Origin of the sequence: Streptococcus sp. oral taxon 061 (genome assembly GCF_013394695.1) — a bacterium.
In the GTDB taxonomy this organism is placed as follows: Bacteria; Bacillota; Bacilli; order Lactobacillales; family Streptococcaceae; genus Streptococcus.
In genome coordinates this window covers 400,006-426,610 of record NZ_CP058258.1, presented here as the reverse complement: position 1 = coordinate 426,610, position 26,605 = coordinate 400,006, and the positions used below count along the sequence as shown (strand labels likewise).

General features: G+C 42.2%; 28 protein-coding genes and 1 other annotated feature. Of the genes, 7 read left to right on the top strand and 21 right to left on the bottom strand.

The features are described 5' to 3' along the window. Window positions 1-10: 10 nt before the first annotated feature. The 4 genes from HW271_RS02105 to HW271_RS02090 form a co-directional block, all read right to left on the bottom strand. Window positions 11-472 carry an ECF transporter S component gene (locus HW271_RS02105; RefSeq protein WP_178894666.1) on the bottom strand — a complete coding sequence of 154 codons (462 nt, stop codon included), beginning with the start codon at window positions 470-472 and terminating at the stop codon, window positions 11-13. Next, window positions 450-1,223: a bifunctional hydroxymethylpyrimidine kinase/phosphomethylpyrimidine kinase gene (locus tag HW271_RS02100; RefSeq protein ID WP_178894665.1), complete on the bottom strand. Its 774-nt coding sequence runs from the start codon at window positions 1,221-1,223 to the stop codon at window positions 450-452. The genes HW271_RS02105 and HW271_RS02100 overlap by 23 nt, the downstream gene beginning before the upstream one ends. Beyond that, entirely contained in the window at window positions 1,213-1,962 is a 750-nt protein-coding gene (truA, locus tag HW271_RS02095; RefSeq protein WP_178894664.1) for a tRNA pseudouridine(38-40) synthase TruA, read from the bottom strand. Before truA ends, HW271_RS02100 begins: the two co-directional genes overlap by 11 nt. 85 nt (window positions 1,963-2,047) lie before the next feature. Then, on the bottom strand, window positions 2,048-2,503 hold the full coding sequence (locus tag HW271_RS02090; protein WP_178894663.1) for an N-acetyltransferase: 456 nt from the start codon (window positions 2,501-2,503) through the stop codon (window positions 2,048-2,050). A 70-nt stretch (window positions 2,504-2,573) separates the two neighbouring features. Between HW271_RS02090 and HW271_RS02085 the strand changes: the two genes are divergently transcribed. Beyond that, window positions 2,574-3,236, top strand: a complete 663-nt coding sequence (locus HW271_RS02085) for an A24 family peptidase (RefSeq protein ID WP_178894662.1) — start codon at window positions 2,574-2,576, stop codon at window positions 3,234-3,236. On the opposite strand, the gene trpA is transcribed toward HW271_RS02085, so the two are convergent. The 12 genes from trpA to HW271_RS02025 all read right to left on the bottom strand — a co-directional run bounded on the left by trpA (window position 3,205) and on the right by HW271_RS02025 (window position 16,936). Then, window positions 3,205-3,987, bottom strand: a complete 783-nt coding sequence (trpA, locus tag HW271_RS02080; protein WP_178894661.1) for a tryptophan synthase subunit alpha — start codon at window positions 3,985-3,987, stop codon at window positions 3,205-3,207. The genes HW271_RS02085 and trpA overlap by 32 nt on opposite strands. Then, on the bottom strand, window positions 3,980-5,203 hold the full coding sequence (gene trpB, locus HW271_RS02075) for a tryptophan synthase subunit beta (protein WP_178894660.1): 1,224 nt from the start codon (window positions 5,201-5,203) through the stop codon (window positions 3,980-3,982). The genes trpA and trpB (HW271_RS02075) overlap by 8 nt, the downstream gene beginning before the upstream one ends. Beyond that, a complete protein-coding gene (locus tag HW271_RS02070; protein ID WP_178894659.1) occupies window positions 5,181-5,780 on the bottom strand; it encodes a phosphoribosylanthranilate isomerase in 600 nt (199 codons plus the stop codon). Before HW271_RS02070 ends, trpB (HW271_RS02075) begins: the two co-directional genes overlap by 23 nt. Further along, window positions 5,767-6,534, bottom strand: a complete 768-nt coding sequence (trpC, locus tag HW271_RS02065) for an indole-3-glycerol phosphate synthase TrpC (protein ID WP_178894658.1) — start codon at window positions 6,532-6,534, stop codon at window positions 5,767-5,769. Before trpC ends, HW271_RS02070 begins: the two co-directional genes overlap by 14 nt. Next, entirely contained in the window at window positions 6,531-7,535 is a 1,005-nt protein-coding gene (trpD, locus tag HW271_RS02060) for an anthranilate phosphoribosyltransferase (RefSeq protein ID WP_178894657.1), read from the bottom strand. Before trpD ends, trpC begins: the two co-directional genes overlap by 4 nt. A 10-nt stretch (window positions 7,536-7,545) precedes the next feature. Beyond that, window positions 7,546-8,112 carry an aminodeoxychorismate/anthranilate synthase component II gene (locus HW271_RS02055; RefSeq protein WP_178894656.1) on the bottom strand — a complete coding sequence of 189 codons (567 nt, stop codon included), beginning with the start codon at window positions 8,110-8,112 and terminating at the stop codon, window positions 7,546-7,548. Continuing rightward, a complete protein-coding gene (gene trpE / locus HW271_RS02050; protein ID WP_178894655.1) occupies window positions 8,109-9,470 on the bottom strand; it encodes an anthranilate synthase component I in 1,362 nt (453 codons plus the stop codon). The genes HW271_RS02055 and trpE overlap by 4 nt, the downstream gene beginning before the upstream one ends. A gap of 293 nt (window positions 9,471-9,763) precedes the next feature. Further along, entirely contained in the window at window positions 9,764-10,942 is a 1,179-nt protein-coding gene (trpB, locus tag HW271_RS02045) for a tryptophan synthase subunit beta (protein WP_004251478.1), read from the bottom strand. 161 nt (window positions 10,943-11,103) lie between these two features. Then, window positions 11,104-11,334 (bottom strand) — a binding site (T-box leader). A 60-nt stretch (window positions 11,335-11,394) separates the two neighbouring features. Then, window positions 11,395-12,621: a DegT/DnrJ/EryC1/StrS aminotransferase family protein gene (locus tag HW271_RS02040; protein WP_178894654.1), complete on the bottom strand. Its 1,227-nt coding sequence runs from the start codon at window positions 12,619-12,621 to the stop codon at window positions 11,395-11,397. 38 nt (window positions 12,622-12,659) lie between these two features. Further along, window positions 12,660-13,352 carry a sugar transferase gene (locus HW271_RS02035; RefSeq protein WP_178894653.1) on the bottom strand — a complete coding sequence of 231 codons (693 nt, stop codon included), beginning with the start codon at window positions 13,350-13,352 and terminating at the stop codon, window positions 12,660-12,662. Between the two features lie 106 nt (window positions 13,353-13,458). Continuing rightward, complete coding sequence (locus tag HW271_RS02030) at window positions 13,459-15,201, bottom strand: ABC transporter ATP-binding protein (protein WP_178894652.1); 1,743 nt, start codon at window positions 15,199-15,201, stop codon at window positions 13,459-13,461. After that, a complete protein-coding gene (locus HW271_RS02025; RefSeq protein ID WP_178894651.1) occupies window positions 15,191-16,936 on the bottom strand; it encodes an ABC transporter ATP-binding protein in 1,746 nt (581 codons plus the stop codon). The genes HW271_RS02030 and HW271_RS02025 overlap by 11 nt, the downstream gene beginning before the upstream one ends. Window positions 16,937-17,198: 262 nt before the next feature. Here HW271_RS02025 and HW271_RS02020 point away from each other — a divergent pair, with 262 nt between their 5' ends. Then, window positions 17,199-18,026: an exodeoxyribonuclease III gene (locus HW271_RS02020; protein WP_178894650.1), complete on the top strand. Its 828-nt coding sequence runs from the start codon at window positions 17,199-17,201 to the stop codon at window positions 18,024-18,026. An 11-nt stretch (window positions 18,027-18,037) separates the two neighbouring features. Further along, complete coding sequence (locus HW271_RS02015; protein WP_178894649.1) at window positions 18,038-18,424, top strand: VOC family protein; 387 nt, start codon at window positions 18,038-18,040, stop codon at window positions 18,422-18,424. A gap of 62 nt (window positions 18,425-18,486) precedes the next feature. On the opposite strand, the gene HW271_RS02010 is transcribed toward HW271_RS02015, so the two are convergent. The 3 genes from HW271_RS02010 to HW271_RS02000 all read right to left on the bottom strand — a co-directional run bounded on the left by HW271_RS02010 (window position 18,487) and on the right by HW271_RS02000 (window position 21,639). Continuing rightward, entirely contained in the window at window positions 18,487-18,891 is a 405-nt protein-coding gene (locus HW271_RS02010; protein ID WP_178894648.1) for a PaaI family thioesterase, read from the bottom strand. Between the two features lie 69 nt (window positions 18,892-18,960). Next, the gene (locus tag HW271_RS02005; RefSeq protein ID WP_178894647.1) at window positions 18,961-20,442 is read right to left on the bottom strand and encodes a UDP-glucose--hexose-1-phosphate uridylyltransferase; all 1,482 of its coding nucleotides are present in this window, start codon (window positions 20,440-20,442) and stop codon (window positions 18,961-18,963) included. An 18-nt stretch (window positions 20,443-20,460) separates the two neighbouring features. Further along, window positions 20,461-21,639, bottom strand: coding sequence for a galactokinase (locus tag HW271_RS02000; protein ID WP_178894646.1), 1,179 nt, complete (start codon window positions 21,637-21,639; stop codon window positions 20,461-20,463). Window positions 21,640-21,807: 168 nt separating this feature from the next. Between HW271_RS02000 and HW271_RS01995 the strand changes: the two genes are divergently transcribed. Next, the gene (locus HW271_RS01995) at window positions 21,808-22,809 is read left to right on the top strand and encodes a LacI family DNA-binding transcriptional regulator (RefSeq protein ID WP_178894645.1); all 1,002 of its coding nucleotides are present in this window, start codon (window positions 21,808-21,810) and stop codon (window positions 22,807-22,809) included. A gap of 215 nt (window positions 22,810-23,024) precedes the next feature. Here the strand turns inward: HW271_RS01995 and HW271_RS01990 are convergent, their stop codons facing one another. Both HW271_RS01990 and HW271_RS01985 read right to left on the bottom strand, forming a co-directional pair. Continuing rightward, on the bottom strand, window positions 23,025-24,062 hold the full coding sequence (locus HW271_RS01990) for a zinc-binding dehydrogenase (RefSeq protein WP_178895646.1): 1,038 nt from the start codon (window positions 24,060-24,062) through the stop codon (window positions 23,025-23,027). Between the two features lie 79 nt (window positions 24,063-24,141). After that, the gene (locus tag HW271_RS01985; protein WP_178894644.1) at window positions 24,142-25,044 is read right to left on the bottom strand and encodes a cation diffusion facilitator family transporter; all 903 of its coding nucleotides are present in this window, start codon (window positions 25,042-25,044) and stop codon (window positions 24,142-24,144) included. A 132-nt stretch (window positions 25,045-25,176) separates the two neighbouring features. Here HW271_RS01985 and HW271_RS01980 point away from each other — a divergent pair, with 132 nt between their 5' ends. The 3 genes from HW271_RS01980 to HW271_RS01970 are packed head-to-tail and all read left to right on the top strand — an operon-like array spanning window position 25,177 to window position 26,572. Next, window positions 25,177-25,716, top strand: coding sequence for a TetR/AcrR family transcriptional regulator (locus HW271_RS01980; protein WP_247922251.1), 540 nt, complete (start codon window positions 25,177-25,179; stop codon window positions 25,714-25,716). A 15-nt stretch (window positions 25,717-25,731) separates the two neighbouring features. Next, a complete protein-coding gene (locus HW271_RS01975; protein ID WP_178894642.1) occupies window positions 25,732-26,202 on the top strand; it encodes an HXXEE domain-containing protein in 471 nt (156 codons plus the stop codon). 34 nt (window positions 26,203-26,236) lie between these two features. Further along, a complete protein-coding gene (locus tag HW271_RS01970; protein WP_045615243.1) occupies window positions 26,237-26,572 on the top strand; it encodes a hypothetical protein in 336 nt (111 codons plus the stop codon). Window positions 26,573-26,605 lie beyond the last annotated feature (33 nt).

Genomic DNA, 26,605 nt, shown 5'->3' with positions numbered 1-26,605 from the left:
TTTTTCACGATTATCTGAATCTCTTTACACTATGACAAAGAAGAAATCCTAAAGTCATTCCAACGATATTTTGCAGGAGATTTGGGATGATTTCTGGTATGGCTGCTCCCCAACCATTCATCCAAGCCGATGCAAAAGCGTAACCTGCCACCATGATGATAGTTGCAAAAACTAATCCTAACCACTGCCATTTCCCTTTAACACCTGCCAAATATCCCTGCGAACCATGGAAAATCAAGCTGAAGAACATCCACTGAGGATAACCTGAAATGAGGTCAATTAAGAATCCTGCTAAACCTCCGACAATGGCTCCTTCACGACTGCCAAAGTAAAAGGCTGTAAAGAAGACACCGACGTCCAAAAGTGTAAAAATTCCAGTTGGTGTCGGAATTTTAATAAAATAACCTAATACAACCGAACTGGCTGCTAAGACGGATACTAGGGCGATTTTAGTTGTTTTGGTTTGCTTCATATTGTCTCACTCCATATTGATCTGCTTGTTCAATAGCTCGGTAAACAAAGGCCTTGGAACTTTCAATTGCTGGTAAGAGCTCCTCTCCCTTGACTAACTGGCTGGCAATACTTGATGCAAAGGTACATCCTGCACCAGCATTTTGTCCTTGGATGACTGGATTTTCAAGGATCGTGAAATTCTCTCCATCATAAAAGACATCCACAGCCTTATCCTGACTGAGGCGATTTCCACCCTTGATAATCACTGCTGGTGCACCCAAATCATGTAGTTTTTTGGCTACAGCCTTCATATCTTCTAAAGTTTCAATCTTTTGGTCTGCAAGCAATTCTGCCTCAGGAAGATTCGGAGTAATCACAGATACATAAGGGAAAAAGCGAATCAACTCTTGACAGAGCTCACTGACTGCAACGTCGTGCGTTTCCTTACAAACCAATACAGGGTCCAAGACTACTGGAACTCCTTCACGTTCCTTGATAAAATTCAAGGCTTTCTCAGCAACACCGACCGTTGGTAATAGACCTATCTTAATCCCTCCAAAGTCTACGCTCTTGAGACTATCTAGCTGTTGTTGGAAAATAGTCTCATCTGTCGGAAAGACCTCAAATCCATTCTCTGTCAAAGCGGTCAAGCAGGTCATGGCCACAAAACCATGCAAACCATTCAAAGTATAGGTCGCAAGGTCAGCGGCTAGTCCCCCACCACTAAAAATATCATTTCCTGAAAGTGCTAAAATACGATTATTCTTCATAACGAATCTCCTTCAAATATAAACCATTGGGTGCTGCAGTTGGACCTGCCAACTGTCTGTCTTTTTTCTCCAAAATCAGGTCAATCTGCTCAATAGGCATACGATTGTTGCCAATTTTCAGCAGGGTTCCAACCATATTACGGATTTGCTTATACAAGAAGCCATTGCCTGAGAAGGTAAAGGTCAAAAACTGACCGGTTTCATCCACCCTAAGGCTAGCTTCCGTGATCGTTCTTACCTTGTCCTCCACGCTAGTTCCTGATGCTGTAAAACCAGTAAAGTCATGTGTCCCCTCTAGTTTTTTTACAGCTTCTTGCATCCGCTCCACATCGAGTGGATAGGGATAATGAGTCGCATAATGGCGACGCATGGGATTTTTAGGACGTCCTCTATCCACGATAAACTCGTAGGTCTTGCTATGCTTAGCATAACGGCAATGAAAATCATCGGCCACAATCTCAATCGAAATCACATCGATATCTTCAGGACTTTGGGTATCGAGAGCAAAACGAAGTTTTTCCTCATCCATCTGATAGGGAAGATCAAAGTGGATGACCTGACCTAATGCATGAACACCACTATCCGTTCGCCCAGCGCCATGAATGGCAATGGCTTGTCCTTTATTTAATTTGGTTAAAGTTTTTTCAATTTCCTCTTGGACACTACGCGCGTGAGGTTGTCGCTGAAAACCAGCAAAAGCGTAGCCATCATAGGAAATTACAGCTTTATATCTAGTCATGTATCTATTTTATCAAGAAAATTTCTCTGCAACAAGTTTGAGAATTAAAAATTGTAAGGGGACAGTTTTGGGTGTCATCTAGTTCTTACCTAGATTTTCTCATTATGTATTTTCGTTCTGGAATTTCAATGGTTTGAACAATTTCAAATCCCTCTTTGTGGTAGAGATTTTTGGCTCTTTGATTTGACTCAAAAACCGTTAGGGAAATACTTTCTATTTCTTCATTTTCAAACATTTCTTGAACGAAGTCTTGGAAAGCTTTTCGACCTAATCCTTTTCCCTGCTTCTGTGGAGCTATGAGAAATCTTCCAATATGAAGATTTTTATCTTCTAGTTTGATTTTCTGGATGATGCCTACAAACTCTTCTCCAGCAAAAATGGAAAAAATCCCTTCCATCTTTTGCAAGGATTGGACAATCAAGGGATAAGAAATCTTTGGTCCCATCCATTGCTTCTGAAAACTTTCTCCCAAAGTATTAGACCACTGACAAATGAATTGGGCATTTTCTAACTGAAGTCCTTTTTCAAAGTGAATTTTCATATTTGCTCCTAAAACTTCTCCTACATCCAACTATTATACTCTTTCTCTTATTTTTTACGAATAAATAAGTATGATTCATCTTTACTTTTTTCTTGTTGGAACGATTCTTGCTTCCTTTCTAGGCTTGGTCATTGATCGCTTCCCTGAACAATCCATCGTCTTTCCTGCTAGTCACTGTGATTCTTGTCAGACTCGCTTGAGACCACTAGATTTGATTCCGATTGTGTCCCAGATATTCAATCGCTTTCGCTGTCGCTATTGCAAGGTACGATATCCTTTCTGGTATGCTTTCTTTGAGTTAGGCTCGGGACTGTTCTTTTTAGCTTTTTCTTGGGAATTTCTAACCTTGAATCAAGTCATCCTAATCACTGCTGGCTTAACTTTAGGAATTTATGACCTTCGTCATCAAGAATATCCCTTGCTAGTCTGGCTGACTTTCCACCTAGTCCTCATGGTATGCTGTGGTTGGAATCTAATCATGGCTTTCTTCCTAGTTCTTGGAATCATTTCCCATGTTATTGATATTCGCATTGGGGCAGGTGATTTTCTTTTTCTGGCCTCTTGTGCACTCGTATTTACACTTACAGAACTTCTAATTTTAATTCAATTTGCTTCCACTACTGGCATTCTAGCCTTTCTCCTACTAAAGAAAAAGGAAAGACTTCCTTTTGTGCCCTTCCTCTTGCTTGCTACTTGTGTGATTATTTTTGGGAAGCTACTGCTTCTCGGATAAAGTCAGCGATTTCTGCTACTTGTCCTTCATGCAGAGCCTTAACAATCTTGGAACCGACGATGACGCCGTCTGATACTGCATTAAATCGTTCTACATCATCCTCGGTGGATACACCAAATCCTGTCAAAACTGGAATGTCAGCCACTTGATGAAGTTGAGACAAGTGCTTGTCCAAATCAGATCGGTAATTTCCTGATTTCCCTGTTACCCCATTGATAGCAACGGCATAGACAAATCCTTCTGACCCTTCAATGAGTTCCTTTTGACGCTCAATTCCTGTCGTCAAGCTGACAAGTGGAATCAAGGCAAGGTCTGTATCCGCCAAAAAGGGCTCTACAAAGTTAGCGTGCTCATGAGGAAGGTCTGGGATAATCAAACCTTTAACAGCTGTATCTGCTAAATCTTTAACCAATTTCTCAACACCATACTGAAAGAGGGGGTTAAAGTAGGTCATGATGACAAGCGGAATTTCTGTTTCAATGGTTTTCAAAGTTTCAACCAAAGCCTGGGTAGAGGTTCCGCGAGCTAGACTGCGCAAGCCTGCTTCTTCGATAACAGGACCATCTGCAACAGGGTCTGAAAAGGGAACTCCCACTTCAATGGCAGAAACACCCAAGTCTTCTAAAAAGTGAATTGTTTCACCGAGACCAGCCAAACCTTTTTCATGGTCTCCAGCCATGATATAGGGAACGAAAATTCCCTTTCCTGCTGCTTTAATTGCATTCAATTTTTCTGTTAGTGTCTTAGGCATGAGCTTCTCCCTTCTTTGCTGCGTCTGCTTCCAAGCGGTCTTTAACTTGAACTACATCCTTGTCTCCGCGACCTGATAGACAGACAATCATAGACTTGTCTGGACCAAGTTCTTTGGCTAATTTCACCGCAAAGGCGATAGCGTGACTAGATTCCAAAGCTGGGATAATCCCTTCCACACGAGACAAGAGTTGGAAGCCTTCCAAGGCTTCCTCATCTGTCACAGGAACATAGGTCGCACGCTTGACATCGTGGTAATGAGAATGTTCTGGACCGATACCTGGGTAGTCCAAACCTGCTGAGATAGAGAAGGCTTCTAAGATTTGTCCATGGGCATCTTGGAGAACATCCATGAGAGAACCGTGAAGAACTCCTGGGCGACCCTTGGTCAAGGTAGCTGCGTGATGCTCTGTATCCACACCAAGTCCTGCCGCTTCAGCTCCATACATAGCTACAGATTCATCTTCCACAAATGGATGGAAGAGACCGATAGCATTCGAACCTCCACCAACACAGGCTACTAGGGCATCTGGCAAATCTTGCCCTGTCAAGTCACGGTACTGTTGTTTAGCTTCTCGACCGATAACACTTTGAAAATCACGCACAATTTCTGGAAAAGGATGAGGCCCCAAGGCAGAACCAAGGATATAGTGGGTATCATCGATGTTGGCTACCCAAGAACGAAGGGCTGCATTGACCGCGTCTTTGAGCACGCGCGAACCATCTGTTACAGCTTCCACCTTGGCTCCCAAAAGTTCCATACGGAAGACATTGAGGGCTTGGCGTTTAACATCTTCCTCACCCATATAGATAGTACATTCCATGTTGAAAAGGGCTGCAGCAGTTGCAGTTGCTACACCGTGCTGACCGGCACCAGTTTCAGCGATAATTTTCTTTTTGCCCATGCGTTTAGCGAGAAGAACTTGTCCCAAGGCATTGTTAATCTTGTGGGCACCTGTATGGTTGAGGTCTTCACGTTTGAGGTAAATCTTGGCTCCACCAATATGCTGAGTCAAGTTTTTTGCGTAGTAAAGAGGTGTTTCGCGACCTACATACTGGCGCAAAAGTTGCTTTAACTCCTCTTGGAAACTTGGATCTGCCTGACTTTCACGATAAGCCTCTTCCAACTCCAATACTGCCGTCATCAATGTTTCTGGGACAAAACGTCCACCGAATTTCCCGTAAAATCCATCTTTATTTGGTTCTTGATATGCCATGTTTTACCCTCTCTATAAATCTTCTAATCTTTTCATGATCTTTTTGTCCGTTTGATTCTACTCCACTTGATACATCTACTGCAAAGGGAGTAAAGTGTTGAATAGCTTCTTCTACATTATCCTCATTGAGCCCGCCTGCGATGAAGAAAGGCTGAGATAGATCAGTCGTATCCAGTTGCCCCCAGTCAAAGGTCCGGCCACTTCCTGCCACAGGTGCATCAAAGAGGAGATAATCTGCCTGAGAATTGGGTACATGTCCATTCCCATCCACCTGCACAGCCTGAATGCTGGCACAAGGCAAATCATCAAACAAATCATCTGCCACTCGACCGTGAACCTGTACCAAATCCAAGCCAACCTTTTCAATCACTTCTAGTAATTCTGACCGACTTGGTGAAACAAATACGCCAACCTTTTTTACATTTGTAGGAATGATCTTAGCTAGCTCTGCTGCCTGTTCCAAGGTCACCTGTCTTTTGCTAGGTGCAAAGACAAAACCGATGTAGTCTGCCCCAGCCGACACAGCTGTTTCTACCGCTCCTTTGGTCGATAGTCCACAAATCTTAACCTTTGTCAATCTGCAACTCCTTGATTCTCTGAGCGACATCTTCTGCCTGCATGAGAGCTGTTCCTACCAAAATTCCGTTAAAGTAGGGTGCAACTCGTTTCGCATCTGCTCCTGTAAAAATAGCAGATTCAGAAATGTACAAGCAATCGTCCTTAAAGTATTGGGCCAAGTCTACACTGGTCTGCAAGTCAACTTCAAAGGTTGTTAAATTGCGATTGTTGACACCAATAATTTGAGCGCCAAGACGGTGAGCCACTTCTAGCTCAGCCAGATTATGAGTTTCCACCAACACTTCTAGTCCAAGCTCTGTAGCATAGTCATAAAGTTCCTTGAGGCGTTCTTCTGACAAGACTGCTACGATGAGCAAGATAACTGTCGCACCTGCATTGCGAGCACGGATGATTTGCTTTTCATCGATAATAAAATCCTTGTTTAAAGTCGGAATCTGTACCTGACTGGAAATCTCACGAAGATAATCCAAATGACCTTTAAAGAAAACCTCGTCTGTCAGAACAGAAATCATAACCGCACCGTTAGCCTCGTAAGTCTGGGCCTGTTGAACGATATCCACATCCAGATTGATATCACCCATACTTGGACTCGCCTTCTTGACTTCTGCAATGATTTGCAGACGTTCTTGATGGTTTTTCAAATATTCAGCTAAGCGATAGCTTGCTCGCAGGGGCTTAAGTTCCTCTCGCTCCATCTTTTCAACTTCACGCGCCTTCTGCTCTAGGATACGTGATAAAAATTCCTGACTCATCTTTGGTACTCCTGTAATAGTCTGAGTTTTTCCAGGGCCTTACCACTAGCAATCACTTGGCGTGCCATTTCAACTCCGTCCTTGATACTGTCTGCTTTACCATTGGCGTAGAATCCTAGACCAGCATTTAAAACGGTTGTTTCCAAGAATGGACTTGGTTCATTATTAAGAACGCTGACAAGGATGGCTGCATTCTCATGAGCATTTCCTCCACGAATGTCCTCAATGTCAATGCGTTCCATTCCCAAATCTTCTGGAGTAAAGGTTGACAAAGTGATTTCACCATTTTCAAGAAGGGCAATGCTGGTAGTACCATTCAAACCAGCTTCATCTAATCCTTCTGGACCAGCTACTACGATAGCACGTTTGCGACCCATGTTTTTCAAAACCTGAGCAGTACTTTCCAGAAGTTCAGGACGACTGATTCCTAGAAGCTGTGTTTCCAAGACCATTGGGTGAATGAGTGGACCTGTCAAATTCATGATGGTTGGAATTCCCAACTCCAAACGAGCTGGCATAATGTATTTCATGGCTGGGTGCATGTTTTTAGCAAAGAGAAAGACGATTCCTGTTTGGTCAAATACCTTACCCAATTGTGATGGTTTAAGGTCAATATTGATTCCCAAAGCTTGCAAGACATCTGCTGACCCAGATTTAGAAGAAATAGAGCGATTTCCATGTTTAGCCATATGGATTCCTCCACCTGCTAAGACAAAGGCTGCAGTTGTAGAAATGTTGAAGCTAAATGACTTATCTCCACCTGTACCGCAGTTATCCATAGCATCTTGAATGTTGGTTGGAATGTGTTGAGCATGCCCTCTCATAACTTGAGCGAGGGCTGTTCTTTCCTCAGGTGTTTCTCCCTTCATCTTGAGGGCTAAAAGTAGTGAAGCGATTTGTGCTTCTGTCACTCGCCCTGTCACGATGCGTTCGATCACATCTGTCATTTCAACACTTGATAAATCTTCAAAGTTCGCTAATTTTTCAATAATTTCTTTCATTTTGTCTTCCTCACTTTACAACTTTCTCGATAAAATTCTGAATAGAAGATAGGCCATCTGGCGTTCCAATACTTTCTGGATGATACTGCAAGCCATAAATCGGTAAGGTTTTGTGTTGAATCCCCATAATAGCTTGGTCATCTGTCGAACGAGCTGTCACTTCAAACTCTTCTGGCATCTCTTCAATTAAAATACTGTGGTAACGCATGACTGGACGATTGTCCTCAATCCCTTGATAGATAACCGATGGATTCTCAAAACGAATCTGGCTTTGTTTACCGTGCATAACTTTAGGAGCCAAACCTAACTTACCACCAAAGACTTCTGCGATGGCCTGGTGCCCCAAACAAATCCCTAGAATCGGTTTCTTACCTGCAAAATCACGAATCATTTCTTCCATCTTCCCAGCATCAGCTGGCCAACCTGGACCAGGAGAAAAGACCAGTCCATCTGCCTTTGTAGCTTCTTCATAAAGATTTGGATCATCATTTCTCAAAACCTGAACTTCTGCGAAATTCCCGATATATTGAGCTAGGTTATAAGTAAATGAATCATAATTATCAATCAGTAAAATCATGGTCTTAGTTCTCCCATTCTAGTCATAGATTTAGCTTTATTAATGGTTTCTTGGTATTCGTTTTGAGCGATAGAATCATAAACAATTCCTGCCCCAGCCTGTACATAGGCTGTTTTATTTTTTAGAATCATGGTTCGAATTGCAATGGCAAAGTCCATATCTCCAGTTGCTGAAAGGTAACCGATAGCCCCGGCATAAACACCACGCTTCTCTGTTTCTAATTCATAGATGCGTTTCATAGCCCGAATCTTTGGTGCCCCTGATACTGTTCCTGCCGGAAGAGTCGCTTTCAAGGCATCCACGGCAGTCAGTTCTGGAAGCAAACGTCCTTTAACCACGCTGGTCAAATGCATGACATAGCGGAAAAGTTCCACTTCCATATACTTGGTTACTTGGACACTTGCTGTTTCAGCAATTCTACCGATATCATTGCGTCCTAGGTCCACTAGCATTCGGTGTTCTGCGGTTTCCTTCTCATCAGAGAGTAGATCATTTGCAAGTGCTGCATCTTCCTCGTCATTGGCACCTCTAGGTCGCGTACCTGCAATTGGATTGGTTGTCACGATACCATTCTTGACGGACACCAAACTCTCTGGACTGGCACCGATGATTTGATAATCTCCAAAGTCATAAAAGTAGAGGTAATTTGATGGATTTGTCACTCGGAGATTTCTGTAGAAGTCAAAAGGATTTCCAGTTACTTCTGCGGAGAAACGCTGACTGAGCACGCATTGGAACATATCTCCATTGCGAATCAAGTCGCGAGCTGTTTCTACCATCTCTTCAAATTTCTGAGGTGCAATATGTGGTCTAAACTGAAGTGGAGAAACGTCCAAATCTTCAAATTCATTTGGAGCAGGGATCTTCAACTCTTCTAAAACCTGATTTAAAGCCACTTCTAGCTCATCATTGCTTCGATCACTGTAAAGAGCATCCTCGATGATATGAATTTTTTCTTTCTTGTGGTCAAATACCATATAACTCTCGTAAACAAAGAAATGCATATCTGGCGTCCCAATCGTATCCTCAGGAAGCTGGCCAATTTCTTCATAAAGAGAAATCATGTCATAACCAACAAAGCCAATCGCTCCACCACCAAAAGGTAGGTCTGAATGGTGCTGGCTCTTATGAGTCACCTCATAGAGGAAATCCAAGGGGTCACGATCAATCACTTGGCCATTTTGATATAGGACTCCATTCTCAAACTTAATCTCAAAAACTGGATTATAAGCCAAGATAGAAAATCGAGCATTTTCCTTTTCTCTTGGGATACTTTCAAGTATAACCTTGTGTTGTCCATTTAAGCGCATATACGCCAAGATTGGTGATAAAACATCTCCATGAATGATTCGTTCCATTGTAATTTCCCTTTCAGTTCTTCTTAAATCCCGTGTTTATTCTACAAAAAATCCCCACGCAAAATAACTTGCGTGAGGACGAAATTCGCGGTGCCACCTCAATTATAGGATTTCTCCTATCTCTCATTCCTGTCTCAGATAGCTCCTGTAACAGGTTGTGCGATAAAGGGCACTCCCTTGAGAATTATGTTTTCTTCTCTCATTTCAGACGGACCCAACCTTACAGCTTTCTCTGCTTGTTTTCAGCAACCACAAGCTCTCTGTGAGAGAAACAGCTATAATTTTTCCATCTTTTATTTTTTAGCTTCAAGGTAGTCTGCAATAGCAGCTACGTCCTTGTCTCCACGACCAGAGACATTGATGATGATAATCTCATCTTTACTTAGTTTTGGTGCGCGTTTGACTGCTTCTGCGATGGCATGCGAGCTTTCGATCGCTGGGATAATTCCTTCAGTCTTGCTAAGTAAAAGCAAGGCTTGAACAGCCTCTTCATCAGTTGCTGCAACATACTCTACACGACCAGAGTCTTTAAAGAAGGCATGTTCTGGACCAACCCCTGGATAGTCCAAACCTGCTGAGATAGAGTAAACTGGCGCGAGCTCTCCATCTTCCTTAAAGACTGCATAGGTCTTCATTCCATCGACAATTCCGACACTACCCTTGGTCATTGTTGCTGCGTGTTTGTCGGTATCTAGACCGTGACCAGCAGCTTCTACCCCAACCAATTTAACTTCTTCATCAGCTACATACTGTGAAAAAGCTCCGATGGCATTGGAACCACCGCCCACACAGGCAATGACGTAGTCTGGCAGACGTCCTTCTTTTTCCAAAATTTGACGACGAGATTCTTCACTAATCACTTTTTGGAACTCATGAACAATCGTTGGATAAGGGTGAGGACCTACAGCCGAACCTAAAACGTAGAAGGCTTCAAGGTCATTCATCCATGCTCCAAAGGCTGCGTCAACCGCATCTTTGAGGGTACGAGTACCAGTTTCAACTGCGTGAACAGTTGCTCCCATCATCTCCATACGGAAGACATTGAGACGTTGACGCTCCACATCTTCTGCCCCCATGTAGACATCACATGCCATACCAAATTTGGCTGCCGCTGCAGCTGTCGCAACACCGTGCTGGCCAGCTCCTGTTTCAGCAATGACACGTTTTTTACCCATGCGTTTAGCTAGAAGGATTTGTCCAAGAACATTGTTGAGTTTGTGTGAACCAAGGTGGTTAAGGTCTTCACGCTTGAGATAAATCTTAGCTCCACCGAGGTGCTCTGTCAAGCTTTCAGCAAAATAGAGTGGTGTTTCACGACCTGAATAATCCTTCAAGTAATGGCGAAACTCAGCTAAAAACTCTGGATCATCCTTGTATTTTTCAAAAGTCACTTCCAATTCATCGAGTAAAACCTGAATTGGTTCTGGTACAAAACTACCACCAAATTGTCCAAAATAACCTTTAGTTGTCATAAAATTTTCCTCCTTCTGTATGAATCCGACTTTTTGTTTACTTTTAGTAGTAGGCAAGAAGCTGTAGATAGAACTCAAGTTCATCAAAGCTACTTAACGCCCTAATAAAAGATAAACAAAATGACGGATAGAAAAAAGCCCACACACGGAATTTCCTTCCATGTGAGGGCGTTTGTAACGCGGTACCACCTCAATTGTAAAGAGAATATCCCCTTTACATCTCTGCCTTGTCTAACAACAAGTTGCACTGTAAGGTGTGCGCACCGAATTTTCATTGTTTCAAATTCACTTTTAAAATCAGCCCAATTTCACTAGTTCCAACCACCTGTTCGCAGTAACCACAGGCTCCCTGAAGATCAAAAATAATTACTTTTCTGATTTGTTGAGTTAATTATATGTTATTGTTTTTTCTTTGTCAACCGTTTTCATTCATTTTTTACTAATTTTTTTTATTAGTTTTTTGAAGAAGCAAGAACTTCTTCAGAAACTCTGACAAAAGTCTCGATGATATAGTCTACTTCTTCATCCGTTAATTTCGTGTGAAGTGGCAGTGTAATTTCATTTTCAAAGAAGGCATAAGCTCGTGGATAATCTGCCATATCAAAACCAAGATTCTTATAAGCTGTCAAAAGAGGAAGCGGTTTGTAGTGAACGTTACTTGCGATTCCAGCTTTGGCCAATTCTTGGATGATTTGATTGCGTTGCTCGAGACTAGCACCTTCTACATGGGTGATGTAGAGGTGACGACAAGATTCTACAGTATCTGTCTCATGAGCCAATGGATGGATTCGAGTCCCTGCAAATCCACGGTCATAGCGATCTACGATGTCCTTACGACGTTGTAGCAAAGCAGGATAACGGTCCAACTGAACCAGACCAAGCGAAGCCATGATATCTGTCATGTTGCACTTGTAGGCAGGAGTTACGATATCATATTCCCATGAACCTAGTTGCATCTTGGCAAGTGCATCTTTGGTTTGACCATGAAGAGATAGAATTTGGAATTCCTTGTACATTTCTTCATCATCAATAGCTGGATTAGCTTTCCAAGTAGCACTTCCTCCTTCAGCAGTTGTGAAGTTCTTAACTGCGTGGAAAGAGAAGGACGTAAAGTCTGCAATAGAACCAGCTGGTTGTCCTTTGTAGGTCGAACCCAAAGCATGGGCACTATCAGATACTACAACAATACGGTTAAAGACCTTTTGCCACTTGCTAGTAGCTGTAAAGAGGTCACGTTTCTTTTCTACAACTTGGAACAAACGGTCATAGTCACAGATAATCCCTGCAAGTTCAACTGGGATGATAACCTTTGTCTTCTCAGTAATTGCTTGCTCAAGCTTGTCATAGTCCATTTCAAAGGTGTCATCTTGGATATCAACCATAACTGGTGTAGCACCTACGTGAGTGATAACGCTACATGATGCTGTATAAGTCATAGCTGGAACGATAACTTCATCGCCAGGACCCACTTCAAGCACGCGCAAGATTAATTCAAGAGCTGCTGTTGCAGAGTTGAGGCAGACTGTCTTAGGTGTCTGAGTATAGGCAGATAGACGACGCTCCAATTCTTTTGTCTTTGGACCTGTTGTGATCCAACCAGAACGGAGGGTATCTGCTACTTCAGCAATTTCAGCTTCGGTAATATCAGGTGGTGAAAATGGAATATTATACTTTGTCATTGTTTTACTCCTTTGATTGGTTTCAATCTTGCGACTACTTATTTTAAAACTTCAAATACAGTCTGGAACATGATCTTAATATCCCCGAAGAAATTAAAATCACGTAGGTAGGCTAGATTATAGTGCATCTTTTCTGGTAGGACTCTTTCGACATAGGCCTGGTCAACCGTCATACCTTTTGCAGTCATTTGACTGATAATGGCATCCTCGTCCTTATAGTTAATGCTGGCAAGCGATGTAATCCCCGCTGGCAAGAGCAAGGTAGCCATCATTTCAGGACTATACTGCTCTGTGTAGCGTGGCACTTCTGGACGAGTTCCCACAAAGGACATCTCTCCTTTGAGGACATTGACCAATTGCGGCAATTCATCCAAACGAACACGTCGAATGAAATTTCCAACCTTGGTGATACGGCTATCATTTGCAGAAGTTACTAGACTTCCTTTTTTATCCGCATCCGTCACCATAGTCCGGAATTTCCAAATCTTGAAATGTCGGTTGTACTGGGTTACCCGCACTTGCTTGTAAATGACTGGGCCCTTGCTATCTAGCTTGATCCAAATGCTTAGAATCAGAAATACGGGTAAGGTCAAGATTAACAAGATCAAGGCTAGAAACAAATCTAGACAGCGCTTGAGAATCAGAGAGCCTTTTCTTTTAGAAACAAGCTGGTAGTATGGTTTTACCTCATCTAATTGCATTTCTTGAGGTAGTTCATCCCATTTCAGCATGCACATTCTCCTCTGCTTTTAATATGTAATCTTTATTAACATTCTACATTATACCACAAAATGAAAGAGGCAGTGCAAGAAATATGTATTTTAAAGGAATTCTTCCCTAGGAAAGAGCCCCTGCCTGCAAACTATACATCTTGTGATAGGTTCCACCTAAAGCCAAAAGCTCCTCATGGGTTCCACTCTCAATAATACGTCCCTTGTCTAGGACATAGATACAGTTGGCATCTTGGATAGTAGAGAGACGATGGGCAATGGCAATGGTTGTTCGGCCCTGTCTCATCTTGGCTAGAGAATTTTGAACCAAGGATTCTGTTTCAGAATCAATATTGGCTGTCGCTTCATCCAAAATCAGAATTTTAGGTTGACTGGCAACAGTTCTTGCGAAGGCAAGAAGTTGACGCTGACCGGTTGAAAAACTCGAACCACGCTCAGACACAGGAGCATCATAGCCTAATGGAAGATCCTGAATGAAAGAATCTGCATCGACAAACTCTGCTGCTGCCTTAACCTGGTCATCGCTGATATCTTGGTACATAGCGATATTGGACTTGATGGTCCCATGATAGAGGAAAGGTTCCTGTAGGACCAGACCGATATTTTTTCTCAATTCCTCTTGGCTATACTTACGAATATCCACACCATCTAGGAGAACTCGACCAGACTGGAATTCATAAAAGCGCATGAGAACATTAATGATAGAAGATTTCCCAGAGCCTGTATGTCCGACAAAGGCGATGGTTTCACCTTTATTAACCGTAAAGGAAATATCATCGAGAATCTGGTGTTTCCCATCATAAGAGAAGGACACATGTTCAAAACGGATATTTCCTTCTCTAATCTCCGCTTGTCCATTTTCTTGGGCCGGTTCATAGTTGGTTTCATCGATAAGTGCAAAAACGCGACCTGCTGACACCATAGATGTCTGAAGGGTAGAAAAGTTTTGCGTTACCTCGATGAGGGGATCAAAGAGACGATTGATGTACTGGATAAAGGCATACATAGTTCCTGCCGTTATTCCTAGATAAAGTCCACGATAGCCAAAGTAAGCCATCAAAACTGCATATCCTAAAAGCTTCAACAAACTCAAAGCTGGACGTAAAAAGAGAGAATCCAAGGCTACTGAACGGTTAGCGTAAACTAGATGCTCCTGATTTATCTCATCAAACTCTTCTTGCAGGCGTTTTTCTTGATTAAAGGCTTGAATAATGCGAATCCCTTCGATATTTTCTGCCAGCTTACTGTTAATATCTGACAAGAGACTCCTAGTTTTTTCGATAACCTTGACCGATTTTTTACGGTAGAGATTAACCAAAAGGAAAATCAAGGGTAGAAAGAGCAAGACTAAAACTGTCAGACGATAATCCAAAATAAGCATGGTATAAAGGGTTGTCACAAAGATAAAGACTGCCGAGATAAAGCTGGACAAGATCCCTGAGAACATATCACTAATAGTCTCAGTGTCATTGGTCAAACGCGAAACGATGGAACCTGCAGGTGTTTTATCAAAGTAAGACATGCCTAGCTTCTCCATATTGGCAAAGGCATCCCGTCGAATATCTCTAACGATGCTGTAGGACACACGCGCAAAGAGGATGTTCCCTACATATTGGACAATGGTTTGAAGAATGTAGAGTCCATAGTAGGCCAGCAAAACTGTAACAGCAAGCTGGTTGAGATTATGTAGATACTGGTCGATAAAGTGCGAAGCTACCAAGGGGATGATACTCTTGATAACAGTCGTCGTAAGGAGAAAAGCGAGTGCTAAAAAGGTGAGGAGACCATAGGGCTTGAGATAGGACATCAAGCGTTTCAATACAGCCCATTGTGCTTGTTTATTGCGCATCTTCTTCTCCTTTCATTTCTAACTGCTGAGACTGGTAGGTTTGGGCATACCAACCATCCAAGGCGAGTAAGCCCTCGTGTGTCCCTCGTTCAATAATGCGACCATTCTGCATGACCATAATCAAATCCGCATGAACAACTGCACTGAGACGATGGGCAGTGATAATGGTTGTCTTGTCCTTGCGAGTTTCCTTGAGATTATCGATAATAGCGAACTCTGTCTTAGCATCTACAGCTGATAAGGAATCATCTAAAATCAGGATATCAGGATTTAAAATCATAGCCCGACTCATAGCCAGACGTTGCTTTTGTCCACCAGATAGACTGACACCTTTTTCGCCGATAACCGTATCAAATCCCTGGGGCATAGCTTGAATGTCTTGATAGACTTGAGCCAACTTGGTTGCTTCTTCTACTTTTGAGAAAGGCAGGTTAGGATTCCCAAATCGAATATTGTCTAGGATAGAGCTGGCAAAGAGAAATTGGTCCTGCGGAACGTATCCCATCAAACTACGCAAGTCAGCTAGTCGATAGTCACGAATGTCATGCCCATTTAGATAAATGGCTCCGTGATCAACATCATACTCACGTAGGAGCAACTTAATCAAAGCAGTTTTCCCTGAACCAGTTTGCCCAACCAAGCCAAGAGTTTGCCCCTTTTCAAGACTAAAGTAAATATCTCGCAACGTCTCCTCATCTTCAAATGCAAAACGATCAATGGCATAGTCCAAACGCCCATTTTCAATCCCATCAAGAGGAGATTCCGGATCGTTCACAGGTGATTCTTGAGACAAGAGGCTCTCAATCCGTTGATAAGAGACTTTCCCTCTCTGAGTAATATTAAAGAGAAAACCAATTGCCATCAAGGGCCAGACCAGCATATCCAAGTAAGAGATAAAAGTGACCAGATTCCCAACAGTTACCTGTCCTTCTTGTACCATAAAGGCACCGACCAAGAGAGTTAAAGCATAGGAAGAACCAACAAAAAGCAGAACCATCGGGTCAAAGAGACTATCATATTTCATGGTTTGCAGATTCTTTTGGAAGGTCAAATCATTAACTTCCTGAAAAGATGCCAATTCATCAGACTGATAGCCAAAGGATTTGGTTACCTTAATTCCTGATACATATTCCTGAACCTTATTGTTGAGTTCAGAAAAGGCTGCTTGCGATTCGCCAAAAGCTTTATGGGTCTTTCTCCCCAGACGACTAGTCGCATAGGCCATAAATGGCAAGGGAAGAATAGCAACCAAGGTCATCTGCCAAGAGATGCTAAAGAGCATAGTTAGTAAAGTCACCAAGGCTGTGATGGAAGCATCTACCGCAGACATAACACCACCACCTGCTAGACGAGTCAGAGCATTGATATCATTAGTTGCGTGAGCCATCAAATCCCCTGTCCGATAATTCTGATAAAAAGCAGGCGACATTTTTGTAAAGTGCTCAAATAGTCTTGAACGCATGATTTGTCCCAGTCGGTAGGAGGTTCCTAGGATATACATGCGCCAAACGTAACGCAGATAGTACATCCCAAAAGCTGCCAATAGGAGATAAAAGAGATGAAGCAGGAGCTCATCCTGTGTTAATCGTCCCGAAGTAATTGCATCGATCACGCGCCCCATAACCATAGGTGGGATGAGGTTTAGTACAGAAACCAAAACCAAAGCTACAATTCCAACTAGGTAACGGCGTTTTTCTAATTTAAAAAACCACCAGAGTTTTTGGATGATGGACATAAAATTCCTTTCTAATGACAAATGGAAACCTGAGGCATGGACCCCAGGTTTTTCTTATTCATAGGTGACGACACTCACTTGAACTTTGTCATACTCAGTGATAAAGATATTCATAGGAGTAACATTTCATTTATTTTCAATCTTTTACATAAATCATTCTTTATTATATAGGAATGACCTTGATTTTTCAAACTATACGCTGGGGAATTACTTCTTTTTCTGGTATAATATTGTCTATAATCTGAATGAAAAGGTACACACTATGAAACTAATCTCATGGAACATTGATTCCCTCAATGCAGCGTTGACGAGTGACTCTGCGCGTGCGAAATTGTCTCAAGACGTTCTCCAAACTTTGGTAGCCGAAGACGCTGATATCATTGCTATCCAGGAAACCAAGCTTTCAGCTAAAGGCCCTACAAAAAAACACCTTGAGGTACTGGAAGAACTCTTCCCTGGATATGAAAACACTTGGCGCTCTTCTCAAGATCCTGCCCGTAAAGGCTATGCTGGAACTATGTTCCTCTATAAGAAAGAACTCACTCCAACTGTTAGCTTCCCAGAGATTGGCGCCCCTTCTACTATGGACTTGGAAGGCCGCATCATTACCCTAGAATTTGATAAATTTTTCGTAACTCAAGTCTACACACCTAACGCTGGGGATGGACTCAAACGTTTGGAAGAACGTCAAGTTTGGGACATCAAATATGCGGAATACTTGGCTGAGTTAGACAAGAAAAAACCAGTTCTTGCTACAGGTGACTACAACGTTGCCCACAAGGAAATTGACCTTGCCAACCCAGCAAGCAACCGTCGTTCACCAGGTTTCACAGACGAAGAACGTGAAGGATTTACAAACCTTTTAGCCAAAGGATTTACCGACACTTTCCGCCATGTTCACGGAGATGTTCCAGAACGCTACACTTGGTGGGCCCAACGCAGCAAGACTTCAAAAATCAACAACACAGGCTGGAGAATCGACTACTGGCTCACAAGTAACCGTGTAGCAGATAAAGTTACCAAGTCAGATATGATAGATTCAGGCGCTCGCCAAGACCATACACCGATTGTCTTGGAGATTGAATTGTAAGGAGTTTCTTTATGGACTACAATGCAGTTATTCCCGAGTTTATGGTATCAAATATAGAACAGTCCCGTTCCTTCTACTGTGATTTACTGGGTTTTACGATCGAATACGAGCGACCAGAAGAAAACTTCCTCTTCTTATCGCTTGAAGATTGCCAGCTAATGTTAGAGGAGGGAACAAAGGATGAATTAGTTGAACTGACCTACCCCTTTGGTCGTGGAGTCAACATTTCCTTTGGCATAAAGGATGTCCCTCGACTCTATCAGAAATTAATCAAGTCTGACTATCCTATTCATCGTCCTTTGACTAAAAGAGAATTTCGTGTTGATGAACAATATATCTACCCTCATGAATTTGCAGTTTTAGACCCAGATGGCTATTTTTTAAGATTTAGCGAATAGAATGATAAATCATTAGAGTGAAAAAGTAATAAAAAAAGAGGCATCTGCCTCTTTTTTTGTTTCTATATCCTCACCTGTCTATCTTCTGACCGTTGTCCTGTGACAAACATGGTGAAGGTTGCTTTGCAGACATTTCGACCATCTTGGTTGATGATGTCAACATCGACGACACAAGTGGTGCGTCCGTGATGGACACATTCTCCTTTGATAGTAAGAACGTCTCCTAGATTTCCAGCTTTCAGATAGTTGATAGAAGACTGGAGTGTCACTCCGTCTAATCCTAGCGAAATCACCACAAGACCACTGATTTGGTCACAAAGGGTAAATAGATAGCCTCCATGGGCATTTCCATAGTAGTTGAGCGACGAGTCCACTACTTTTGTTGTTACCACCACGTGACCATCTCTCATTTTTTCAATTTCGTAGTTTTCAAAGGCAGATATAGCGTCAAAGTGAAAATCTTTCATACGTTCCTCCTGATATTTCAAACGACACTATGATACTACTTTTCAAGACTCTACGCAAGAGAGAAGCACTTATTCAGGTAAAATCCCAACCTGCTCCACAAAGCGCATAAAGGCAACTTGTCCTTCTTCTGTTTGCTTGTAAACTCCTGCATCTTCCAAAACTCGAGCAAAGATTTTTCCAACAGATTCTTGGACGATATTAAGAGCTTGGTCTTTGTCAGTCAATCCAGGATGGGATTCTTTCAATTCATCCGCCCATTCTTGGTGATAATCTGCTACTAGAACATCCTCTCCAACCAGGTAAGCTGCTACTTGCTCCACTTCTTCCTTCAAGCGTGGTGGCAAGATAGCCAATCCCATAACCTCTATCAAGCCGATATTTTCCTTCTTGATATGTTGGACATCCTTGTGGGGATGATAGATACCATCTGGATGCTCTGGAGATGTTTGATTGTCTCTCAAAACCAAGTCCAACTCAAACTGCCCATCTCGCTTACGGGCTATCGGTGTGATAGTGTGATGCGGTGTTCCATTACTTTCTGCCAAGACCTGTACACTTGGATCTGAGTATTGGCGCCAAGCCAGTAAGATTTTCTCAGCAAGATTGGTCAAATCGTCTTTTGAATCCGACGTTAATCGAATCACTGACATAGGCCACTGAACAATTCCTGCTTTGACAGATTCAGAACCTTCAAAGGTAAAGCTCTTTTGTAAAGGCGCCACTTCCATCGGGAATACATGTCGCCCACCTTGATAATGATCGTGCGTCAGAATGGAACCACCCACGATTGGTAGATCAGCATTCGAACCAGCAAAGTAACCCGGAAACTGCTCTACAATTGCTAACAAACGCTCAAAACTTTGACGACTGATGGCCATGGGACGATGTTGGCTATCTAAGAAAATACAGTGCTCATTAAAGTACGCATAAGGCGAATACTGGAAGCCCCACTCCTGCCCAGAAATATCAAAACGGATAATACGATGATTGCTTCTAGCTGGATGGTTGACACGACCATGATAGCCTTCATTTTCCATACAGAGCTGACACTGAGGATAGTTACTGGACTTGACTAACTTGGCTGCCGCAATCTCCTTTGGATCCTTTTCAGGTTTAGAGAGATTGATAGTAATCTCCAGTTCACCGTAGTCAGACGGTACACGATAAGCAATATTCTTTGCGATAGCCTTTAGTTTGATGTAGTCATTTTTCTGACTGAGTTGGTAGAAGTCTGCAATTGCCTGCTCTGGTGACTGGGCATAGGTATTCCAAAAATCACGATTGACCTGACTTGGAAAAGGGGTTACCAAGTCCATGAGGTCAGCACCGAGAATCTCACGCGCAGCCAGACTATCTTCAATCGTTTCCAAGCGAACTGCTTCCTCGACAAGCTGGTCTTTGAGGTCAATCAAGTTATCTTGGCCAGTCTTGACTTCGAGAACTCCATCTCCCACCAGTGCTAAAACACGATTGGTCAGATAGATACGGTCCAACTCTTCAAAGGTGCTTTCTGCAATGACTTTGGTCACAAATGTTTCTACTAAGGTCACTAGAAAACCTCCTCCTGACTAAGCAAGAACGCGAGTGCCACCTGCAACTTCAGCGATATAGAAGCTTGGTGCATAGCCAACTACTTCTTCGTAGTGCTTGCCAACAGCTTCTTTAAAGGCCTCAACCGCATCTTTTTGAACCAAGGCAATGGCGCAACCACCAAAGCCTGCTCCTGTCATACGAGCACCGAGAACACCTTCTTGAGCCCAAGCTGTATGAACAAGGGTATCCAATTCCAAACCAGTCACTTCATAGTCGTGCTCAAGTGAAACATGAGAAGCATTCATCAAACGACCAAACTTGTCCAAATTTCCTGCTTGAAGAGCCGCTTGTGCCTTAAGGGTGCGTTGATTTTCAAGAACAGCATGGCGGGCACGTTTCAAACGATTTGCGTCTTTGATTAGATAGCTGTATTCATCAAAAGCCCATTCATCCAACTCACCTAAAGTCTGGATATCCAAGGCAACTTGGAGTTCTTCCACTGCTTTTTCACATTCAGCACGGCGTTCATTGTACTTAGAATCTGCTAGTTCACGGCGCTTATTGGTATTCATAATCACAACGACATTGTCTTTCAAATCAAGTGGTACCAAGTCGTATTCTAGAGTGTTAGTATCCAGGTAAATAGCACGGTGGTCAGCCCCCATACCGATGGCAAACTGGTCCATGATACCAGAGTTAACACCGATAAAGTTATTTTCTGTCAATTTTCCGATTTTAACTAAGTCTAGACGGTCCAATTTTAGGTCAAAGAGGTATTCTGCCACGACACCTGTCAAAAGCTCCAAGGATGCAGAAGAAGACAAGCCCGCACCATTTGGTATATTCCCAAAAACATAGAAATCAAACCCTTTATCAATCACATGACCAGCTTCTTGCAAGAAATGAAGGACACCCTTTGGATAGTTGGTCCAGTTGTGCTCTTTCTCAAACTTAAGGTCAGCTAGAGGCACTTCGATGATTCCTTTATCCTCAAAGTTAGCTGAGTAAAAACGCAATACTTGGTCATCACGCTTACGTGCGGCCCCATAAGTTCCGAGTGAAATAGCAGCTGGGAAAACATGGCCACCATTATAGTCAGTATGTTCCCCAATCAAGTTGATACGGCCTGGTGAGAAGAAGGTTTGATCTGCTTCTTGACCAAAAACCGCAAGAAAGTCCTTGCGAAGTGCATCAGCAGTAAGATGTTGTGTCATATGAATTCTCCTTTGACAATTTGTCAGGTAAAAAAATTTACCTTGTAATCGTTTTCTTCTATTGTACCCAAGGGTTTTGCTTTGGTCAACAATTTTACCGATATTTTACTAAACTATGAGTAAAAAGCAAGAAAAATATGCTATAATAACCTAAAAAGGAGGGGAATTATGGCTACACTCAAAGATATCGCTCAGCTAGCCTCTGTTTCAATCGCAACTGTATCCCGTGTCCTCAATCGCGATCAGAGTCTATCTGTCACAGAAGAAACCCGACATCGTATTTTAACCGTCGCCGAAGAACTAGGTTACACCAAGCATCTCAAAACTGGTGAATCTCATAAACTCAAACAAAAGATTGCCATCATCCAATGGGTCAGTGAACAGGGAGAGTTAGAAGACCTCTACTACTACCAGATTCGACTAGGAATTGAAAATAGAGCCCAAGAATTAGATTACGAAATCTTGCGCTATTTCAACGACCAACCTTTCACGCTTAGCGAAGAAGTCATTGGAATTCTTTGTATTGGAAAATTTAGCCAAGCACAGATTGCCTCATTTGAAGAATATCAAAAACCTCTAGTTTTTCTTGATAGTGACACCATCGCCTTGGGCCATACCTGTGTCATTACAGATTTTAATAATGCTGTTAGACAGGTGGTTGATTACTTTACAGACCACGGGATTAAGAAGATTGGTATCTTATCCGGTCTTGAAACTACTACTGACCAAGAAGAAGTCATCGCAGACAAGCGTTTAGATTACTTCAAATCTTATACGCAAGAAAAAGGAATTTATAACGAGAAATTCGTTTTCCAAGGTCTATTTACTGCTCAATCTGGATATGATTTAATGAAAGAAGCTATCGAAAAATTAGGAGAGAAGCTTCCACAAGCCTTTTTTGCAGCCAGTGATAGCTTGGCCATTGGTGCCCTTCGCGCCCTTCAAGAAGCCAGCATCAGCATACCAGAGCGCGTCAGCATTATTTCCTTTAATGATACCATTCTGACTAAGCAAGTGTTCCCACCACTTTCCAGTATTACAGTCTACACCGAAGAAATGGGACGCACAGGAATGGATATTCTGAACAGAGAAGTCCTTCACGGCCGTAAAATCCCAAGCCTCACTATGCTGGGAACCAAACTGACTTTAAGAGAAAGTACTTCGCATTAAGCGCAATAGTTAAACACAAAAAAACCTAATAGAGATTCTCAAATCCTATTAGGTTTTTCTTTTTATCCTCAATGAAAATCAAAGAGCAAACTAGGAAGCTAGCCGCAGGTTGCTCAAAGCACTACTTTGAGGTTGTAGATAAGACTGACGATGTCAGTTACCTATATCTACGACAAGCTGAAGCTGACGTGGTTTGAAGAGATTTTCGAAGAGTATTAATCCATCACAATCATAGACTTGATAGTCTTGCGCTCATCCATATCTTTATAGGCTTGGTCAATATCTTCCAGTTTATAACTTGAAGTAAAGACACGACCTGGATTGATATCACCGTCAAGGACAGCTTTGAGCAAGAATTGTTTATCGTATGTTGTCGCAGAAGCTGCTCCACCTGCAACAGAGATATTTTGCATAAAGGTTGAACCAAGTGCACGATTCTTATAATGTGGAACTCCTACAAATCCCATGCGACCGCCATTATGAAGGACACCCAGTGCTTGCTCAACAGCAGCCTCAGTACCAACACACTCAAGTGCTGCATCTGCTCCACCGCCAAGAATTTCACGTACCTTGGCAATTCCTTCTTCTCCTCGCTCAGCTACGACTGCTGTCGCGCCTGACTCCAAGGCCATTTGTTGACGGTCTTCGTGGCGACTCATAAGGACAATTTGGGATGCGCCACGCATCTTAGCTGCAATGACAGCACATTGACCAACAGCCCCATCCCCAATAACGACAACTTTGTCGCCTTTTTGCACATTAGCCACACGCGCTGCATGGTAACCGGTCGGCATGACATCAGCAAGTGTCAAAAGTGACTTGAGCATGCCTTCGCTATAATCTGAAGGTTGACCAGGAATTTTCACAAGTGCCCAATTAGCGTAGTGGAAACGGAGATATTCAGCTTGGAAATTTCCTCCTAGATTATTTCCAATATGATTGTCACAAGAACCATCAAATCCAGCACGACAAGCGTCGCATTCCCCACAGCCATGAGTAAATGGTACAATCACAAAATCACCGGGCTTGACTGTTGTAATGGCCTCTCCAGTTTCTTCAACGATTCCAATTGCTTCGTGTCCACTATTTTTGTGACCCGCTTTAATATCTGGATTTCGGTAACTCCATAGGTCTGAACCACATACGCAAGCACGAACCACACGGATAATCACATCATCCGCTTCTTGAATGCTTGGATGTTTAACCTCTTCAATACCAACCTGACCTGCTTTTTTATAGACTGCTGATTTCATAAACATTTACCTCTCTGTATCTAACTTACTTCAAGTATACACTTTTTATGAAGCTTTCGCTTTCTTATACTACGCCTCATCAATGATGATGTTCATGTCCATGGTTTTGGACTGCTTCTAGCTCTTCCATATTTCGCTTATGAGTTTGATGACTTGCTAGGTCTGCGTCAATCTCAATGGTGATATTTTGAAAACCACAATCTTTGAGTTTGCTTCGAATCGATTCCTTGCAAAGCTCCATCTGTTCAATTTCTTTTAGACAAACATGGACAATGGCATTTTTCTCCAAACCATCCATGGTCCAGAGATTGAGCTGATTAAGGCTAGCAACATGGTCCAACTGCTCCAAGTCGCTTTTTACTTGCTTGATATCTACTCCTTCCGGTACAGCATCTAAGAAAATCTTAAGTGTGGACCAAAAACGTGGAATAGCTTTTGACAGAATAAAGATAGAGATGACAAGAGATAAGAGCGGATCCAGAATATACCAGTCGGTAAATCGCAGAACAATGGCCATCAGGATAACAGCCACCCACCCCAGAGTATCTTCTAGAAAATGAAGGCTCAAAATAGACTCATTCTTGGTTTTTCCCTTACGAACTACTAGACTTGCTATTACATTAACGCTGATAGCAATGATTCCTAACCAGAGGATTCCTTCATCATTGACCGCTTGTGGATGAAAGAGTTTCGTTATATTTCCCAAGATTACCAGAACAGATCCTGTCATCAGAATCACAGCCGTTACCATGGCCCCCAAAAGGCTAAATCGTTTGTAACCCAAGGTGTAATGACTATCTTCTTCACGATTAGAGATTGTTTCAAGAAAGGCTGATACCCCAATTGCGATCGCATCACCCAAGTCATGGACCGAATCCGCAAGGACAGCGCTGGATCCAAAAATCCCTCCTGCAATAAACTCAACAATGGCATAACTCAAATTCAAGAAAAAAGCCAGCCAGACCGCATGTTTTGTCTTCATAATCCTATTTCCTTTGTTATAATAGATTCATGAACATCATGTTCATTATCATTATCTAACATTCACAACAGAAAGGATAGGGGCAAACCGTTTAGGGTGTCCGTTACTGAACAGTTTGTTCTAAGTGTCCATATGACAGCACAGGATCGTCGTATTACTAAGACTCGAAAAGCCATCTATAATGCTTTTTTACAATTACTCAATCAAAAAGACTACGAGGCCATCACCGTTCAGGAAATCATTGACCTTGCTGATGTGGGGCGCTCAACCTTTTACAGCCATTACGAGAGTAAGGAGTTACTACTGGATGAACTCTGCCAAAAGCTCTTTCATCACCTCTTTGAGCGTGCTGAACACCTCTCTCCACAAGACTACCTGGCCCATATCTTTCAGCATTTCAAGAAAAATCAAGACCATGTGACCAGTCTCTTGCTCTCTAAAAACGATTATTTTATACGGCAACTGCGAAAAGAACTGGAGCATGACGTCTATCCAATGGTAGCCGACGAACTTATCAAGTCCCATCCAACCATTCCTCACTCCTACCTCAAACACCTGGTCGTCAGCCATTTCATCGAAACCCTGAGCTGGTGGTTGAAGAAAGGTAAGTCCTACACGGAACAAGAAGTGATTCAGTTTTATTTGGAGATTTTAAAAGTGGGTACTAACTAGAAAGGCGTGTCTTCAATGTCCATCGTGAAATTTTATTTTGTATTTCCAGCCCTATTCATGCTTCACGAACTCGAAGAAATCGTTTGGATGCCATCCTTTGTCAAAAAAATATCAATCCAGTATCCAAACAATCGAATCCTTTCTTATTACACTCCTTTTGCTTTCAACTTTATTGTCTTGGAGCAATTTCTCATCCTTATGACGTCGCTATATCTTAGTTACCAGTTTGATAACTATACCATTTACGCAACCATCATAATCGCTTATATCTACCATGTATTAGGACATCTGATTCAGACAATCGTTATTCGAAAATATGTGCCTGGATTGTTGACGGGCATTTTAACGAGTTTGTTTGCTCTTTGCAATCTCAAAAATGAATTTCCAATTAAACTTTATGGTTACTCTCTTTTTACCTTATTGGTTATTATTTTAAATCTTGTAGTATCATTTATGATTCTTCATAAAATCAGTCATAAAAAATAGTACTCAGGCAATCATATCTTAGAAAGGAAACCCTATGTTCTTCCCCATTCTTCTCGGCTTTTTTACGGCCTTCTTTGCCCTTGCTTTTGTTCTTCTTCACTTATTGGCTTCTCTGTCTGAAGTTAAAAAAGGGAATCACACTCTAGGAAATACATTTCTCCTTATCGGAAGTAGCCTTGCGACCTTATCTATCTTCCTCTACTTCTTTTTGCCGATTATCGCACTATCTCTTTGGCTGATTGGCTGTGGATTAATTTGCTACGGAGCCTATTGGAATGGCAAACAAAAAGAAAACTTCCATCCAGCCCACCATCTGATTCGAATTGGAATTGCACTGGTGCTTACCATCTTGTTAGCCTTGGTACAATAAAAAAGGATCTTTTGATCCTTTTTTGTATACTCA